Origin of the sequence: Mucilaginibacter sp., assembly GCF_028288205.1 — a bacterium.
Classification (GTDB): domain Bacteria; phylum Bacteroidota; class Bacteroidia; order Sphingobacteriales; family Sphingobacteriaceae; genus Mucilaginibacter.
The window spans coordinates 197,227-213,348 of record NZ_JAQBOD010000039.1; the positions used below are offsets into that span (position 1 = coordinate 197,227).

The following is a 16,122-nucleotide window of genomic DNA, read 5'->3' on the forward strand; positions in this document are numbered from 1 at the left end:
TTTAAAATAGACGTAATTATAAGTTTTTTAAGGCGAACTTAATTAGCTGTTCAACAGTTAATATGCCGCTATTTTTATTTATTTCCTGCTCAAGTACTTTTTCGGCTACGTTACGTGCAAAGCCAAGCATTACTAATGCTGCAAGAGCCTCGTCTTTAACGGTTTTAACAACAGGAGTTGTACTTAATGTGTCAGGACCTTCTTTTTTCAATTTATCCTGCAGCTCCAATATAACCCGCTGTGCAGATTTTGGCCCGATACCCTTTATACGCTGTATTAAAGCAACATTACCATTAATAATAGCTGTTTGTATTTCAACAGGAGTAATAGACGATAACATCATCCGGCCCGTATTTGGGCCGATACCCGATATGGATATCAGGTGCAAAAACAACCTGCGCTCCCCCTCATCTGCAAACCCGTATAAAGTATGTGCATCCTCTTTTACGTGCAGCCATGTAAATAGTTTACATCTTTCAGCATCAGCCAATAAAGAATACGTGTTTAATGAAATATTGATGTGATACCCCACACCACCGGCATCAATCACCACATATGCGGGGCTTTTAAAAACTAAACGGCCATCAATATAAGCGTACATTTTTTTGAGGTTAAAGGTAAAGGGCGAAAGGTTAAAAGGTAAAAAAGTTGATATTAATAAATTATAACGTTAAACACTAATCTCTAATCTTTGTTCACTAATTTCTATTTATCTGCCTTTTCCTGTGCATCAACAACAGCAATAGTTACCATATTCACAATTTCGCGTACGGAGCTATCTAACTGTAATACGTGCACCGGCTTTTTTAGGCCCAATAATATTGGGCCCACAGCTTCGGCGCTGCCAATTTCCTGCAACAGCTTGTAGGCTATATTACCCGATTCAAGATTTGGGAATATAAGCGTGTTTGCCGCCCTGCCTTTTAGGGTTGAAAAAGGAAAGTTATCTGCAAGTAATCCGGCATTTAAAGCAAAGTTGGCCTGCATATCACCATCAACTATCATGTCAGGATATTTTTCATGCAATATTTGTACAGCTTCTCTTGTTTTTTCGGGGATAGGGCCGGCGTTAGACCCAAAGTTAGAATAGGATAAAATAGCAACCCGTGGATTGATGTTAAATTGTTTTACCGAACGCTCTATTAATACCGTAATATCAACCAGTTCTTCAACCGTGGGGTTAACATTTACCGTAGTATCACCAAAAAACACAGGACCTTTTTGGGTAATCATCATATACATACCAGCTACGCGGCTTACCCCTTTTTCTGTACCGATGATTTGCAATGCAGGTTTAACGGTATCAGCATAGTTTTTACTTAGGCCCGATATTAAGGCATCGGCGGCACCAAACTGCACCATACAGGCGCCATAATAGTTAGAATCTGTCATTACCTGCCTCGCTTCAAACAAGGTTACCCCCCTGCGCTGGCGTTTTTTAAAGTAAAATTGTGCATATTCTTCAGATTTTTTGGTGCCTAAATGTGGATCGATGATCTCTACCTCGCCAAACTCCAGCTCGGTTTCTTTTATTATCTGTTTTATCTTTTCTACATCCCCAAGCAATATGGGGGTAGCTATACCCTCGTCTTTTACAATTTGGGCGGCACGCAAAATTTTATAATTATCAGCATCAGCAAAAACCACCCGTTTAGGGTTGTTCTTAGCCGTGTTGGTAATGTTACGCAGCAGCTTATCGTCGGGCCCTATTTTAGAGCGCAGTTCTTCTGTATAAGCGTCCCAATCCGTTATTATCAGTCGTGCCACACCAGAATCGATCGCAGCTTTTGCAACTGCCGATGAAACTTCGGTAATTAACCGCTGATCCATTGGTTTTGGGATGATATAATCGCGGCCAAACTTTAGGTTACGGGCATTATAGGCCAGGTTAACGGCTTCGGGCACCGGTTTTTTAGCTATTCCGGCTATCGCGTGGATAGCAGCCAGCTTCATTTCTTCGTTTATGGCACTTGCCCTAACATCCAATGCGCCCCTAAAAATATAAGGAAAACCTAATACATTATTTACCTGGTTAGGAAAATCAGAGCGCCCTGTAGCAATAATCAAATCTTTACGCGAGGTTACGGCTAAATCATAAGCTATTTCAGGCTCGGGGTTAGCCATGGCAAACACAATAGGGTTTTTAGCCATAACCCGCAGCATATCAGGCGTAACCACATTGCCTGCTGACAGGCCAATGAAAACATCGGCACCCTTCATGGCATCTGACAGTGTTTCTATGTCCTTGCGCTCGGTAGCAAATTGCAGGCGCATTTCGTCAAGATCCGTACGGTGCGGGGTTATTAATCCGTTGATGTCAAACATCACGAGGTTTTCTTTTTTAACCCCCAGCGCCAAATATATTTTTGAGCAGGATACCGCGGCGGCGCCTGCACCATTAATAACCATTTTTATTTTCTCCAGCTTTTTGCCCTGTATCTCGCAGGCATTCATTAAAGCCGCCCCCGATATAATTGCTGTACCGTGCTGGTCGTCATGCATTACGGGTATTTTCATTTCGGCCTTTAGTCTGCGTTCGATCTCGAAACAGGTAGGTGCCGATATATCTTCCAGGTTTATGCCGCCAAAAGTAGGCTCAAGCGCTTTTACAATAGTTACAAACTCATCAACTGTTTTGGCGTTTATTTCCAGGTCAAAAACATCAATATCTGCGTATATCTTAAATAACAAACCCTTGCCTTCCATAACCGGCTTGCTTGCTTCCGGGCCAATATTGCCCAGGCCCAATACCGCGGTGCCATTACTTATAACGGCTACCAGGTTACCTTTTGCTGTGTATTTATATACATCGTCAACATTATCAGCAATGCGTAAACATGGCTCTGCAACACCCGGCGAATAGGCCATTGTTAAGTCGCGTTGCGAATTTGTAGGTTTGGTTGGTACTACCTGTATTTTCCCCGGGCGCCCTTTCGAGTGGTAGTTAAGTGCGTCTTGTTTACGGTTAGGTTTATCCATGTTCTAAATTAAGGCCTAAAGTTAACTTTTTTTGACCCGGTATTATAAAAAAAGCCCGGTTTTGAAGTCAAAACCGGGCTTTTTTTATAATTTTTTTTATCCTCTGCTGATCTTAGCGAAAGGATTTAACTTTAATTTTTTGCCAACTATAGCTTTATTGCTTTGCAAATGGTTCCAGGCTTTTATTTCGCGTATATCAAGACCGTAATCAGCAGCTATGTTTTCTAAAGTCTCGCCTTCTTTAATAGTGTAATAATCAGGCGGTTTTGTTCCTGCCGGTTTAATTGTACTAACAGGATCAACAAAACTAACCGCGCGTGCCGCAGGCGCTATTTGTGGTTCAGGCTGTAATACAGCAGATGTGGGCGTGTTATTTAACACATCATACAATGCATTATAATTTCTTTTTTCTGCATAAGGGATAACCAATCTGCGTGGCAAAGCTGTGGTACCATTTACAATTTGCCGTTTATATGACGGGTTTAAAAGGGCCAGATCGGTTAAATCGACATTTAATGCTCTGGCCACATTGCTTAAAGCAATAAACTTATCTACCATAACGGTATCTGTACGCGCAGAAAAATTCCAGTTTTGGGTTATAATGTTATGCTTACCAGCATAATTCATAACATAGGATACTGCAATATAGGCAGGTACATAGTTCCTCGTTTCGGGCGGTAAATATTGACGAATGGACCAAAAATCCATAGCTCCGGCTTTTTCAACAGCTCGTTCCACATTGCTTTTACCGCAATTATATGATGCTATGGCCAACAGCCAATCGCCAAACTCCTGATAAGCATCCTTTAAATAGGCTGCTGCCGCGTAGCTGGCCTGTATTGGGTCGCGGCGCTCATCAACATAGCTATCCATATTTAAACCATACATTTTGGCTGTAGTTGCCATAAATTGCCATGGCCCGGTTGCGCCAACTCTTGATACCGCGTTAGGATCAAGCTTTGATTCAACTATAGATAAATATTTAATTTCAACCGGGATACCCGCTTCGCGAAATATCTTTTCATAAATAGGAAAATAGTATTTGGACAGCCCCATAACCCGACCCATTTCTTCTTTATGCCGGGTATACAGGTCGATGTAATTTTGAACGTATTCATTATAATCCAACTGCACATCCTTTTGGATAGAATCTAACCGAAGCTTAAATATAGAAGTTGAATAAATACCAAGCGGAAGGGCTAAAGCTGTATCCTGTGAAATTTTTTGCGAGTAATTGCCACGCGCCACCCGAAGTGATGAATCTGTAGCCGGCAAGGAATGAGCTTTTACTATTTGCAGTGATAAAAGGCAGGCAGCAAAAATTAATAATCTCTTCATTCTTTTTCGTTGGGAATAAGCGTATACGCATTTCAAGCGCAAAAGTTTTACCAATACATTAATTTATTATAGCTCCAGGAAATATTTAGAGAAATTTAACAATTCCTGTTCGCCAAAATGTTTAGTTAATAACTGTAATCCTAACGGTAATCCCTTGGTATTATTGCCAGCCGGTAATGAAATTGCCGGCGTACCGGTTAATGAAGCCTGTACAGTAAAAATATCTGCCAGATAATTTACAACCGGGTCTGTTACTTTTCTGCCGATATCAAACGCAGGTTCGGGTGCGGTTGGCATCAGCATAAAATCGTATTCTTCAAATATTTTATTGGTTTTTTCCTGAATCAACCGGCGTACTTTTTGCGCTTTGGCGTAGTACGCATCATAATAGCCGGCACTTAATACAAACGTACCCATCATAATGCGGCGCTTAACCTCTTTGCCAAACCCTTCAGACCGTGACTTTTTATAAGTCGACACCAGATCGGTGGCTGCTTTGCTCCTGTAGCCATAATGCACCCCATCAAACCGGGCCAGGTTTGATGAAGCTTCGGCCATAACTAAAATATAATAAGCCGGAACAAGGTAGTCCAGGTATTCAAAAGCGATGGGTTTAACTGTATGCCCTGCAGCGCGTAATTTTTCTATGGAGTTGATAAGCGCACTTTTTACTTCATCATTTACAGCCGGGCTTGATAACGATTCCTGCAAATAGGCTATTTTCTTTTTATCTGTTGATTTTTTCAGATCGGTAGCGTAAGCTGGTACGGCTTTACTTGATGTGGTACTATCATACTCATCGGCGCCAGCCATAATTTCTAATAAAAGTGCTGCATCTTCAACAGAACGGGTTATGGTGCCGGCCTGGTCAAATGATGAAGCGTAGGCAATTAAACCATGCCTTGAAACATGCCCGTAGGTTGGTTTTAAGCCAATTAAACCACAAAAGGATGCAGGTTGCCTTACCGAGCCGCCGGTATCTGTACCAATTGCCGCGTGGCACATATTTGCCTGAACCGCAACGGCCGAGCCACCTGACGAGCCGCCCGATACCTTGGCAGGGTCCGCATAGTTTTTTACCGGGCCAAAATAAGATGACTCGTTTGATGCGCCCATGGCAAATTCGTCGCAGTTACAGCGGCCAATGATGATAGCATCTTCGGCCAATAAACGCTCAACTACAGTAGATGAATAAACAGATTGAAAACCTGTTAATATTTTAGATGAGGCGCTTACTTTATGCCCCTTATAACAGATATTATCTTTAATGGCAATAACCATACCGGCCAGTTTACCGGCAATGCCTTGCTTTAGGCGCTCATCAATATCCTTTGCACGCTGCAATGCCTCCTTATCAAATACTTCGTTAAAAGCATTTAAACCGGCATTAATTTCTATTTGACTTAGATAGTTCTTTACCAGTCCTTCAACAGTAGTTTTACCGTTTTGTAACCCACTCTTTATTTCACTTAAAGAGGAATAAAATTTAGTCATGGGCCGAAAATAAAAAACTTATCTGTTGAAATCATAAATATTTTCAACAGATAAGTAGTATTAGTAACAAGCTGTAACAAATTAATCTTGAAACGAAGGCTAAACCTTTGGTTTATCTTCTTCGTTAGGATTGTTTTGCGCGTCTTTAAATTCTTTTACGCCTTTACCTAAACCTTTCATTAATTCAGGTATTTTTTTACCTCCAAATAGTAACAATACTATTATTAGAATGACAAAAATTGCCGGACCATCTAATCCCATGATAATTGAGTTTTATATAATTGATAAATATTATTCGTGTTTTGTGTTTTCATGCTCAGGTATTTGAGTCTCACCCGTATGGTGTTCCTTTGCGGGAGTTTCGATCGCTACCTTATCTGTACCCGTCACCTGGCTTTCGCCTACAGGCATTGTGTTAACTACATGGCTATCAGGCGCGGCATTATCAATATTATCTGTTGAGTGCTCTGCAACTAAAGGAGTTTCTTCAACCGCCGGTGCAGCAGGTTCTTCCTTCTTTTTGTTTTCGTAGTTATCAATTTGGTTATTTATTTCGCGCTTAACACCCTCTGATGCATCCTTAAATTCACGAATACCTTTACCCAAACCTTTTGCCAGGCCGGGAAGTTTATCGCCGCCAAAAAGCAATAATGTCACAAACAATATGAGCATTATTTCTGGTGCGCTGAATTCAAAAAATAAAAAAACTGAACTAAACATAATCTTTTATTAAAGTTACAAATATAAACAATTAATGTATTACAAATTTAATCTACCTGCCGGCTAACCAAATTTTAGGATCAACAGGTGTTCCGGCTTTGTACAATTCAAAGTGCACTTGCGTTTCGCCGGTTATCGCGTCTGTTGCTGCCGTACCCAATATTTGCTTGGTAGTTACCTTTTGCCCCGCCGATACATTTACAGATTTAAGGTTTGAATATGCTGTTAAATACTCGCCATGCCTCATAATTATTAACCACGTGCCCAATACATTCTGCACCTTTGATACATTGCCTTCAAATACCGCTCTTACCGATGCCCCGGTATTTGCACGGATATCTAAACCCGTACTTTCACTTTTTATGCCCTCTGTATAATAATTTCCAAATCCCTGGGTAATTTCGCCGTTGGCTACCGGCCATGGTAACCTGCCACGGTTACCTAAAAAGTCATTTGATAGTTTGGCTGCCTCAGGAGTAGCATTTAATATCTCGCTATTGGTTTTACGTACGGCAGGTTTTGCAGCAACAACAGGGGCATCTTTATTTGTCGCCGCTGCTGCTGCTTTAGCTTTCGCAGCCGCTATTCTTGCTTCCTCTTCGGCCTTGCGCCTTTCTTCTTCAGCTAACGCCCTGGCATATTGCCTGATAATTCTTGATACTTCTCTTTGTTTAGCCTGATATTCGCTGACTAATTGCTTTTCCTGCTTAGAAAGATCTTTTACTACAGATAATTGATTATTCTTCTCTTTACCCAGTGATTCTTTTTCCTTCTCCCTATCTACTAATAACGTATGTTTTTCGTCTTTGGTTTTATCCAGCTCAACTATCTTTACATGCAGATCTTTTTGCGTGGCCTCTATATGTGTAGCCTGGCGTTCACGGTAAGTAGCAAATTGCTGCAAGTATTTTAAACGTTTATAAGCCTGGTTAAAATCCTTCGCAGCAAAAATAAACATCAGCTTATTATAAGCGCTTTGGTTACGATAAGCAAAAAGCACCATTGCCGCATATTCTTTTTTTAATTGGTCTAACTGGCTTTGTAAGCTATGTACGGTATTTGTATTTTCTGATATCTGATTATCCAGGTTCCGCACCTCTGAATTTATTACAACTATCTTTTCTTCCTGCAGGTTTATTTTGGCCTTTAACAGATTTACCTGTTTTAACGTGGCCTTTTTATTGCTCTGCGTTTCCTGCAACTCGCGATTTAGCTGATCTAACTGGTCAGTTATTTTATCGCGTTGTTTTTTTAAATCGGCACTGCTTTGTGCATGTACACTTATCGCTGCAAAAAAACAGATCAAGAAGAATAGTACTTTTAAAAATTTCATCCGGTCAAAAATATTAATTTTAATTGGCCGGAGCATATCTTTCGGGAATATTGAATGGAAATTCTAATTGCTGGTCAAAATCTACCTTAGTATAATGCAAATTAGCCAGTATTTTTTTGTCTTTTATAATTGATGAAATATCTATCTGCGAAGGTATTATACGATTAGCAGCCTGGATAAAATTAGTATTATTTACCTGCAAAGATTGCCCCGCGCTTTGATTGGCTAAATTAAATTGAGAAACCTTCATATCCGGGCCCAACATTAATTTATAAATAAGGTCCTGCAAATTACCTGATAGTGTAATGTTGCCGTTATCGGTTTGCAGGCTGGTATTTTCATTTAGTAACTCGGGCATGGCATTACCTACCAGTAATGATTCGAGCGTTTTATAATTAACCTGTTTACTGGCATAATCATAAATATAGCTAAAAGGTTTTATGGTATATAAACCCTGTAACTTATTTACAATTTTTATACTATCCGGCGTAATTACCGCGCGTGCAACCTCTATACCTAATAAAGCGGTAATAGAAACCCAAATTTCCTTGTCGCGGCTTATACGGATGTTTAAGGTAACATCATTGCTATCGCCATTAATATTAAGTTTAGTATTTGCCCGGCCAGAAAACGTATTAAAAACAATCTGTCTTCCTTTTATTGCCGCCAATTGGTTTCTTAGTAAATTTTCATCTGGTGTTGTAGTCGGCGTAATTATAGTATTAGTTACCTGTGGTGCGGCAACTATTTGCTTATGCGCTTTACAACTTATTATTGTCAATATGCAGCATATCAGCAATAAATTATTCAATATATTTCTTTTCATCTATTTTCCGATCTAAAACCGGCGAATGTGCGCCGTACTCCTTAGCCTTTTTCCAATATTGTACTGCGGCCGCGGCATCTCCTAAACAAAACAATATATCGCCATAATGTTCTGTTTGTACCGCGCTTTTACTCTTGCCATGGGCAAGAGCCTTCTCCATCCACACTTTGGCTTCTTTATAATTTTTTTGTTTAAACAATATCCACGCATAAGTATCTTCAAATGCGGCATTATTAAGCTCAAGCTCATTGGCATGTTTAGCCATCCGGGCGGCTTTATCTAACTGCTCACCCCTTATTGATAAATAATAAGCATAGTTATTTAACGTATATTTATTATCAGCATTATAACTTAGCGATTTATCATAGGCATCATCAGAGCTTTTAATGCTCTGCGTTTCATGGTAATAATCGCCCAATGCCGAGTAGCTTAATGAAAGCAATTCTTTATCCTGGAACTCTACCGCTGCAACATTCTTTAAATATCCTGATGCTTTTTTATATTCCTTTTTTTGCAGCCAGGCCAATCCTACAAAATAATTCATCCAACCCTGGTTAGGGAAAAAGGACAGCGCGGTTTCGCCATCTTTTATAACATTGTCAATTTCGCCATTGCTTAGTTCAAGGCGAACCAACTGCTCGCGTACTTCATATATCTGGCCGTTTAGCTCAACAGATCGTTTGTAATTAGTTTTGGCTTCATTATATTTTTCATTTTGCAACAGCATATCGCCATACAGTGCATAGGCTTTAGCATCATTTGGATGCGCGGTTACAATTATCCGGCTTAATTCAAGCGCGCTGGCTTTGGCGCTCACATCCGGGAACTTTGGTAAATAACCCATTACAATTCTTATTTCCTGGTCAATACTCAGATCAGGCAAGGCAAAGGCCAGTTGCAACTCTTTAAAACTGGCATCAATATTTTTTTTCTCGCGATAATTATCAGCCAATGCCAGATGAATAAGCGGATTATTGGGGTCTATGCTTTTTGCCTTATCCAAAATCTTAAAAGCCTTATCATTGGCGTTGTTTGATGTATAAATTTCTGATAGCAGCAAATAATATTTTACCTGGTTTGGATTAGCGGCTATCATTTGCTCAAGTCCTTCGGCCGCCTTGTCAACCTTCCCTTGTTTCAGATAAATTTTTTGCTTGTTTATAATTAGTTCCTCGCTTGGGCCGGTTATTTGTTCTATCTGGTCATAAACCTTTAACGCCGCATCATACTTGCTTTCTAAAGCATACGTGTTGGCTTTATCGTAATAATATTCAATCTTATCCGGGTTGATTCTTATCAATTGATTAAATACATTTTCAAGCTTAGTAATATCATTGTTTTTTTCGTAAATATCAGCTAATGATGACCAATACCATTCATTGTTGGGGTTAATGGTTACCGCCTTTTCAAGCAATGGCTGCGCCTCTGTAAATTTATTTTGCTGCTTTTTAATGTTTGCCAGTTCATACATGGAGACATCGTTTGATGCATCAATGGCCAATATCTGGTTAAACATTTCTATAGCCTGGGTATTTCTTTCGGCGGTTTTTTCTAACAGCGCGTTATAAAACAGTCTTTTAATCGCGTCGCTATCTACTCCGCCGCTATTTTTTGGTACTTTAGGCGTTTGCGCGCTGGCAGGATTAGAAAGCAGGAAACAAGAAACCAGCAGCAAGGCGGATACCAGCTTCCAACTCTTAATTTTTAATTGATCTGTATTATTTATCACTTTCTCAAAAACTATTGTTTCTTGATATTTAACTCTTGACTATAAAAAGCAGCTAACGTTTAATAAATATAGCTTTTAAATTTTTCCACTCAAAATACAATGCTGTAGCAGCAAATAATATCAGCAAGCCATTACCTATAAATATATTACGGTTAAATACATAGAATGATAAATAAACGAGTATTATTGAAGAAATAATATAAGCCAGGTTCTTTTTTAGGTTATATGGTATTGGATAATTTTTTTGCCCCCATAGGTATGATAGTACCATCATTACGGCGTATGATATTAATGACACCCATGCCGAGGCCATGTAGCTGTATTTAGGTATAAAAATTATGTTAAGCACAATAGTTAAGATAGCGCCCACGCCCGATATATAAAACCCATAACGGGTTTGGTCTGACAGCTTGTACCATACCGAAAGGTTCATATATATACCCAAACTTATATAGCCGAATAATAATAACGGTATTACGTTTAAACCTACCCAGTAACTGCTGCCAATAAAATATTTTAACAGGCTAATATTAGCTACAATACCTAAAAAAGCAACACAAATGGCTATTACAAAATAATCCATAATGCGCGCGTAGGTAGTACCTGAGTTTTTATTTTTTGCATGGCTGAAAAAGAAGGGCTCTGCACCTAATCTAAAGGCCTGCACAAAAATGCTCAGGAAGATGGCTATTTTGGCACAAGCGGTATAAATACCCACCTGCTCGCTGCTTATAGTATCAGGCAGCATTTTACCTAACAGCATTTTATCAAGGTTTTCATTAATGATGAATGAAAAATTAGCAACCAATATAGGCAAGCTATAAACAAACATATTTTTAAACATGTCTGTACTAAAGCTAAAAGTTAGCTTTAGTACCTCCGGCAGTAAAAGTACCAACGTTAAACTGCTTGAAATAAGGTTAGCTAAAAATATATAACCCAGCCATCTCGGCCTAAACCATGTTTTTATCCAGGCTGCACCAACATAATTATGGCTGATGATGAAAGGCAAAACATAAATAACAATAAGGTTCAATCCAATAAATGAAAGCACATTAGCCAGTTTTATAAAGCCATACCGGCCTGGCCTGCCATCGGCACGTACTTTGGCAAAGGGCACAACGCACCATGCATCAATAACCAGGAATGATATAAAGAACACCACATACAACCGGTAATCCTGGAAAGAAGTAGTTTTTTCAATTTTAAGCCACTGCGTAATAGGGTTTAAAAATGGCAGAGTTGATGCCAAAAATATCATGGTAACTACAAAGACAGCAGCGAAAGAGTTATTATAAACCTGTTGCTTTTTACCTTCATACTTATTTATATACCTAAAAAAGGTTGTTTCCATGCCAAAAGCCAGTAAAGCCTGCAGCATAGAAGCATAAGAAAACATATTACCAAAAATGCCGTAAATATTTTTGCTGTAGGTACGCGTGTAAGCTGATGTAAGGAAAAAGCTTAATGTACGGCTGGCTATAGTGCTTAACCCATACACCGCAGTTTGCCCGGCAAATTTTTTAGCTGTTGACAATAGTTAGGCAATTAAGTGACAGGGATTATTTAAACAATCCCCTTTTTAATACTTCAAAATTACGATAGTTTTTTAATTCGCCCTCATTACTTTCAACTGTGGTAACTTCGGCGCCTTGAGGGCCCTCACGGCACCACTCTAAAAACATTTCTATCATAGCGGGTTCACCTTCGGCTTCGATAACTACATCACCGTTTGCTTCATTTTTTATAGTGCCCCTCACACCCAATTGATCGGCAACGGCTTTGGTTGATGCGCGATAAAAAACACCTTGTACTTTGCCCTTAACTGTAATATCGAAATGCTTCATGTTAAGGCAAAAGTAAAAATTAAAAAGTCAAAAAAATATTAACCAAACGTGTTTAGCGATTATGATGCTAAAACTTTTGAAGGATTGCGAATAAGAATTATGGCTAAAGTGGCCGCTGTGACCGTCATTCAATAATATTACCATTTACACGGCAAACTCCTTAACCATACTAAACATGCGCTTGCTGCTTAATTTTCAATCGCTAAACGCGTTAATTTAATAGTTAGTTTATTTGTCAATGAGTTAACATGATTGATTTTCAGTCAATTGTGATTTTTAGTGTACCAAGGTGCACCCAGGTGTATCAATGTGTTCGTGGTACAGTACAGTGACAATATTTAACTGGTATAGGTTTATTGCTGCATTTGCTTACTTCACGGGCGAACTAATTTTCATATCGAATTTAATCACTAAACGCGTTAACCAACCATTAAAGTCACCTTTTAACTTATATAAAGTGTATAGATTTCTCTCATTGGTGGCAATGACAATGGGGTTAAATTAACCGCTTAACTTTTGTATCAGCAGTTATCTTTAAATCGTCAAGCCCCGTAATGAGGTTTAGTCCGGGAGTTTTTCCGGCTTCTATAGTTCCTTTTTCTTTACCAATACCTAAATAGTTTGCGCCATTTATGGTGGCCCATTGTAGCATCCTTTCTATACTTAATGCCGGGAACTTTTGCTGCAGCGTAAACATTTCACTTAAAATACAAAGTTTACTGTTTGATGCCAGGCTATCTGTACCCAGGGTTATATTAAACCCCTGGTCTAAAAACAGATCAACCTTAGGCAAGCTACCTTCAATATATAAATTTGCATTGGGGCAAAAGCACCAGTGTATTTTACGGTCGAACCGTTTTATAAAGTAAATATCTTTTAAATTAGTGCAGGTATTATGCACCATCAAAATATCCTGCCTGCTGCTTAGCAAGGGTATTACCGATTGTAACGAATTGCGCGCCTGTGGCTTAAAATAACTTATATCAATGCCAAAATGCTTGTACAGGTCATTAAAACCACCCAGCTTGTAACGGTAAAACTTATTCTCATCTTCGCATTCCTGATTATGTATGCTGATGAGGTTTTTAGCATGGGTATCGCAGTACTTTTTTATCAGCTTAAATAATTCTTTTGATACCGAATAAGGCGCGTGCGGCGTAATAGAGCATGATTGCGGCTTAAATTCTTTTAACAGCGCTAATCCATTATTAAAAACCTCTTCGGCTTTATTGGGTAAAAAGCCAAAGGTTTCAACAAAAGTATGGTAGTATAATTTACTCCCGGCTTTAATAGCCACGGTGGCGTTGCTGTTTGATATATCGCCAACAGCAACAATACCATTCCTGTACATATCATTATCGGCCTTAGCAGCCGCGGCCTCTATTTCTTTGCTATCAGTGTTCCGGTATTGCTGAACATCTTTAATAAAATTTATCAAACCATTATTCGGGGAAATTTTACCCTGAAGGTGTGATAGCTCAACGTGGCAGTGAGCGTTAACAAATCCGGGACAAATAATACCACTTAATTGCTCTACAGGTACATTTTCTGCACCAAGAGGTATTTGGTCTGTTACAGAAATAATTTTACCATTATCATCAACAGTAACAACACCATTCTTAATCGGATCGGCACAAATAGGAAAAACGTAATCGGCTTTAAAAATTTTCATTAAATATAACTTAGCGAGTTACCCCCTCGTTTGTTAATCCAATAGATAAATACAATTAACTTTAAATTATTGTTTTTAATCTAATGAATTTTAAAAGAAAGATAGATTTTTTAAAATTTGTACTTTTGCAACGTGATTGCTGAAAAACAAAAAATTGATATCCGTAGCTTGAACTTGGAAAGCCTTCAGAAACATTTTATCCGGATGGACGAAAAGAGTTTCCGTGCTAAACAGGTTTATGAATGGCTATGGAAAAAATCATGCTTTTCGTTCGACGAGATGAGCAATATTTCAAAAGAACTTCGTACCAAACTGGATGAGAATTTTGCCATTAATAATGTACAAATTAGCAACTCACAGTTTAGTACTGATAAAACTATAAAAAATTCTTTCATTTTACACGATAAGCACCTAATTGAAGGCGTTTTAATTCCAACTCCGGGCAGAATGACCGCCTGCGTATCCTCGCAAGTAGGTTGCAGCCTCACCTGTAAATTTTGTGCTACGGGATATATGGAGCGAAAACGTAACCTAAACCCTGATGAAATTTATGACCAGGTGGTGCTTATTGATAAACAGGCCCGCGAAAATTATGGCATAGCATTAAGTAACATAGTTTACATGGGTATGGGCGAACCTTTACTGAATTATAAGAATGTTTTAGATTCGATTGAAAAAATAACATCCGAAGATGGCTTGAATATGGCTGCTAAACGCATCACCGTATCAACCGCGGGTATAGCTAAAATGATAAAAAAGCTGGGCGATGATGGTGTAAAATTTAACCTTGCCCTATCGCTGCATGCCGCTAATGATGAAAAACGTAATACCATTATGCCCATCAATGAGCAAAACACATTAAAAGCTTTGGCCGAAGCGTTAAAATATTACTACGCCAAAACTAAAAACCCGGTACCTTACGAGTATATTATTTTTGATGGTTTTAATGATACTATACAGGATGCTGCCGAGCTGGTCCAGTTTTGCAAGCATTTGCCATGCAAAGTAAATATTATTGAATATAACCCAATATCATTTGCCGCATTCATTAATGCCGGCGAAGACAAAGTAGAAGCCTTTGCCGACCATTTGCGCAAAAATGGCGTTAACACTCACCTGCGCCGCAGCCGCGGTAAAGATATTGATGCCGCTTGCGGGCAGCTGGCTATCAAAGAGGGGCAGTAATTAGACGATATGTTTAAAAAGATTTGACAACTTTTAAAAGTGTCAAATCTGAATGAAAGCCATCAATATAAGACGTTACCCTCGGCCGGGTTTTTCGGGTTTAGTAAAGGGACTCACCAGTTTCTACATCGAAAATCTGGTAGTGATAGATACCAAAGGCCGAATAAGAGGCATATATAACGGATCTTTGCTGCCGAAGAGTGAAAATTGACGTGATGATTTCATTTTAAAAAGAAACGTGCTATATTAATACCATGAAATTGCAAAGTGGTTACCTGTCCAATTTTATTTCCTTACTGTTTCCCCAACTTTGCCCCGCCTGCGGCACAGATCTGATGGCGAATGAAAAAATAATTTGTACAGATTGCCTTTACAACTTACCCCTTACCAATTTTCATTTACAGCCCGATAATATAGTTGCCCAACAGTTTTGGGGCAAAATAAATTTAGAAGCCTCCTACGCATTATATTATTTTACCAAAGGCGGTAAGGTGCAAAACTTAATGCATCATTTTAAATATAGGGGGATGCACCAAATTGGCAATTTGTTAGGCAGCATTGCCGGCGACCAGCTTAGCAAAAACGAAAAGTTTACTACTGTTGATTATATTATACCTGTACCCTTGCATAAAAGCAGGCTCAAAGAAAGAGGTTACAACCAAAGCGCCTGCTTTGCCAATGGCCTGGCCAATAAATTAAACGCGGTGGTTGAGGATGCCAATCTGGTACGTGTAAAAGCTACCGAAACACAAACCCATAGATCGCGCTTTGCAAGATTTGAAAATATGCAGGAAGTTTTTGTGGTAAAGGATATAGAAAGATTAAGAAACAAGCATGTATTGCTGGTAGATGACATAGTAACCACCGGCTCAACACTCGAAGCGTGTGGCATACAACTACTAAATATCCCGGGATTAAAATTAAGTATTGCTACTATAGCGTATGCGGAATAAAGAGATTAGTTAATTGGAGATCAGAGATTAGTTGGAATCGGTTAAC

Annotated in this window: 14 protein-coding genes; 2 read left to right on the forward strand and 12 right to left on the reverse strand. The window is 39.0% G+C overall.

The genetic code is table 11. The annotated features are described in order from the left end of the window. Window positions 1-16: 16 nt before the first annotated feature. The 12 genes from ruvA to JWR23_RS08935 all read right to left on the reverse strand — a co-directional run bounded on the left by ruvA (window position 17) and on the right by JWR23_RS08935 (window position 13,938). The gene (gene ruvA / locus JWR23_RS08880; protein ID WP_299515413.1) at window positions 17-601 is read right to left on the reverse strand and encodes a Holliday junction branch migration protein RuvA; all 585 of its coding nucleotides are present in this window, start codon (window positions 599-601) and stop codon (window positions 17-19) included. 104 nt (window positions 602-705) lie between these two features. Continuing rightward, complete coding sequence (locus tag JWR23_RS08885) at window positions 706-2,979, reverse strand: NADP-dependent malic enzyme (RefSeq protein WP_299515415.1); 2,274 nt, start codon at window positions 2,977-2,979, stop codon at window positions 706-708. 96 nt (window positions 2,980-3,075) lie between these two features. Further along, a complete protein-coding gene (locus JWR23_RS08890) occupies window positions 3,076-4,317 on the reverse strand; it encodes a lytic transglycosylase domain-containing protein (protein WP_299515417.1) in 1,242 nt (413 codons plus the stop codon). Window positions 4,318-4,383: 66 nt separating this feature from the next. Further along, complete coding sequence (gene gatA, locus JWR23_RS08895) at window positions 4,384-5,811, reverse strand: Asp-tRNA(Asn)/Glu-tRNA(Gln) amidotransferase subunit GatA (RefSeq protein WP_299515419.1); 1,428 nt, start codon at window positions 5,809-5,811, stop codon at window positions 4,384-4,386. A gap of 99 nt (window positions 5,812-5,910) precedes the next feature. After that, window positions 5,911-6,072, reverse strand: coding sequence for a twin-arginine translocase TatA/TatE family subunit (locus tag JWR23_RS08900; RefSeq protein WP_299498463.1), 162 nt, complete (start codon window positions 6,070-6,072; stop codon window positions 5,911-5,913). Window positions 6,073-6,102: 30 nt separating this feature from the next. Beyond that, window positions 6,103-6,531: a twin-arginine translocase TatA/TatE family subunit gene (locus JWR23_RS08905; RefSeq protein ID WP_299515422.1), complete on the reverse strand. Its 429-nt coding sequence runs from the start codon at window positions 6,529-6,531 to the stop codon at window positions 6,103-6,105. A gap of 52 nt (window positions 6,532-6,583) precedes the next feature. Beyond that, the gene (locus JWR23_RS08910; protein WP_299515423.1) at window positions 6,584-7,864 is read right to left on the reverse strand and encodes a peptidoglycan DD-metalloendopeptidase family protein; all 1,281 of its coding nucleotides are present in this window, start codon (window positions 7,862-7,864) and stop codon (window positions 6,584-6,586) included. Between the two features lie 19 nt (window positions 7,865-7,883). Beyond that, window positions 7,884-8,690 (reverse strand): DUF4292 domain-containing protein, encoded by an 807-nt coding sequence (locus JWR23_RS08915; RefSeq protein WP_299515424.1) that lies wholly within the window; start codon window positions 8,688-8,690, stop codon window positions 7,884-7,886. After that, window positions 8,668-10,419 (reverse strand): tetratricopeptide repeat protein, encoded by a 1,752-nt coding sequence (locus tag JWR23_RS08920; RefSeq protein ID WP_299515425.1) that lies wholly within the window; start codon window positions 10,417-10,419, stop codon window positions 8,668-8,670. Before JWR23_RS08920 ends, JWR23_RS08915 begins: the two co-directional genes overlap by 23 nt. Before the next feature lie 52 nt (window positions 10,420-10,471). Beyond that, entirely contained in the window at window positions 10,472-11,956 is a 1,485-nt protein-coding gene (locus JWR23_RS08925; RefSeq protein ID WP_299515426.1) for a lipopolysaccharide biosynthesis protein, read from the reverse strand. Between the two features lie 25 nt (window positions 11,957-11,981). Beyond that, on the reverse strand, window positions 11,982-12,266 hold the full coding sequence (locus JWR23_RS08930; protein WP_299498476.1) for an acylphosphatase: 285 nt from the start codon (window positions 12,264-12,266) through the stop codon (window positions 11,982-11,984). Window positions 12,267-12,762: 496 nt separating this feature from the next. Beyond that, window positions 12,763-13,938, reverse strand: coding sequence for an amidohydrolase family protein (locus JWR23_RS08935; protein ID WP_299515427.1), 1,176 nt, complete (start codon window positions 13,936-13,938; stop codon window positions 12,763-12,765). Window positions 13,939-14,073: 135 nt separating this feature from the next. Here JWR23_RS08935 and rlmN point away from each other — a divergent pair, with 135 nt between their 5' ends. Then, window positions 14,074-15,123 (forward strand): 23S rRNA (adenine(2503)-C(2))-methyltransferase RlmN, encoded by a 1,050-nt coding sequence (rlmN, locus tag JWR23_RS08940; protein WP_299515473.1) that lies wholly within the window; start codon window positions 14,074-14,076, stop codon window positions 15,121-15,123. A gap of 254 nt (window positions 15,124-15,377) precedes the next feature. Further along, on the forward strand, window positions 15,378-16,076 hold the full coding sequence (locus JWR23_RS08945; RefSeq protein WP_299515429.1) for a ComF family protein: 699 nt from the start codon (window positions 15,378-15,380) through the stop codon (window positions 16,074-16,076). Window positions 16,077-16,122: the final 46 nt, after the last annotated feature.

Coding starts and splice junctions, on each gene's coding strand:
- ruvA (WP_299515413.1), bottom strand. CDS start 601: ATGTACGCTTATATTGATGGCCGTTTAGTTTTTAAAAGCCCCGCATAT.
- JWR23_RS08910 (WP_299515423.1), bottom strand. CDS start 7,864: ATGAAATTTTTAAAAGTACTATTCTTCTTGATCTGTTTTTTTGCAGCG.
- JWR23_RS08945 (WP_299515429.1), top strand. CDS start 15,378: ATGAAATTGCAAAGTGGTTACCTGTCCAATTTTATTTCCTTACTGTTT.
- JWR23_RS08905 (WP_299515422.1), bottom strand. CDS start 6,531: ATGTTTAGTTCAGTTTTTTTATTTTTTGAATTCAGCGCACCAGAAATA.
- JWR23_RS08935 (WP_299515427.1), bottom strand. CDS start 13,938: ATGAAAATTTTTAAAGCCGATTACGTTTTTCCTATTTGTGCCGATCCG.
- JWR23_RS08890 (WP_299515417.1), bottom strand. CDS start 4,317: ATGAAGAGATTATTAATTTTTGCTGCCTGCCTTTTATCACTGCAAATA.
- gatA (WP_299515419.1), bottom strand. CDS start 5,811: ATGACTAAATTTTATTCCTCTTTAAGTGAAATAAAGAGTGGGTTACAA.
- JWR23_RS08885 (WP_299515415.1), bottom strand. CDS start 2,979: ATGGATAAACCTAACCGTAAACAAGACGCACTTAACTACCACTCGAAA.
- JWR23_RS08900 (WP_299498463.1), bottom strand. CDS start 6,072: ATGGGATTAGATGGTCCGGCAATTTTTGTCATTCTAATAATAGTATTG.
- JWR23_RS08915 (WP_299515424.1), bottom strand. CDS start 8,690: ATGAAAAGAAATATATTGAATAATTTATTGCTGATATGCTGCATATTG.
- JWR23_RS08930 (WP_299498476.1), bottom strand. CDS start 12,266: ATGAAGCATTTCGATATTACAGTTAAGGGCAAAGTACAAGGTGTTTTT.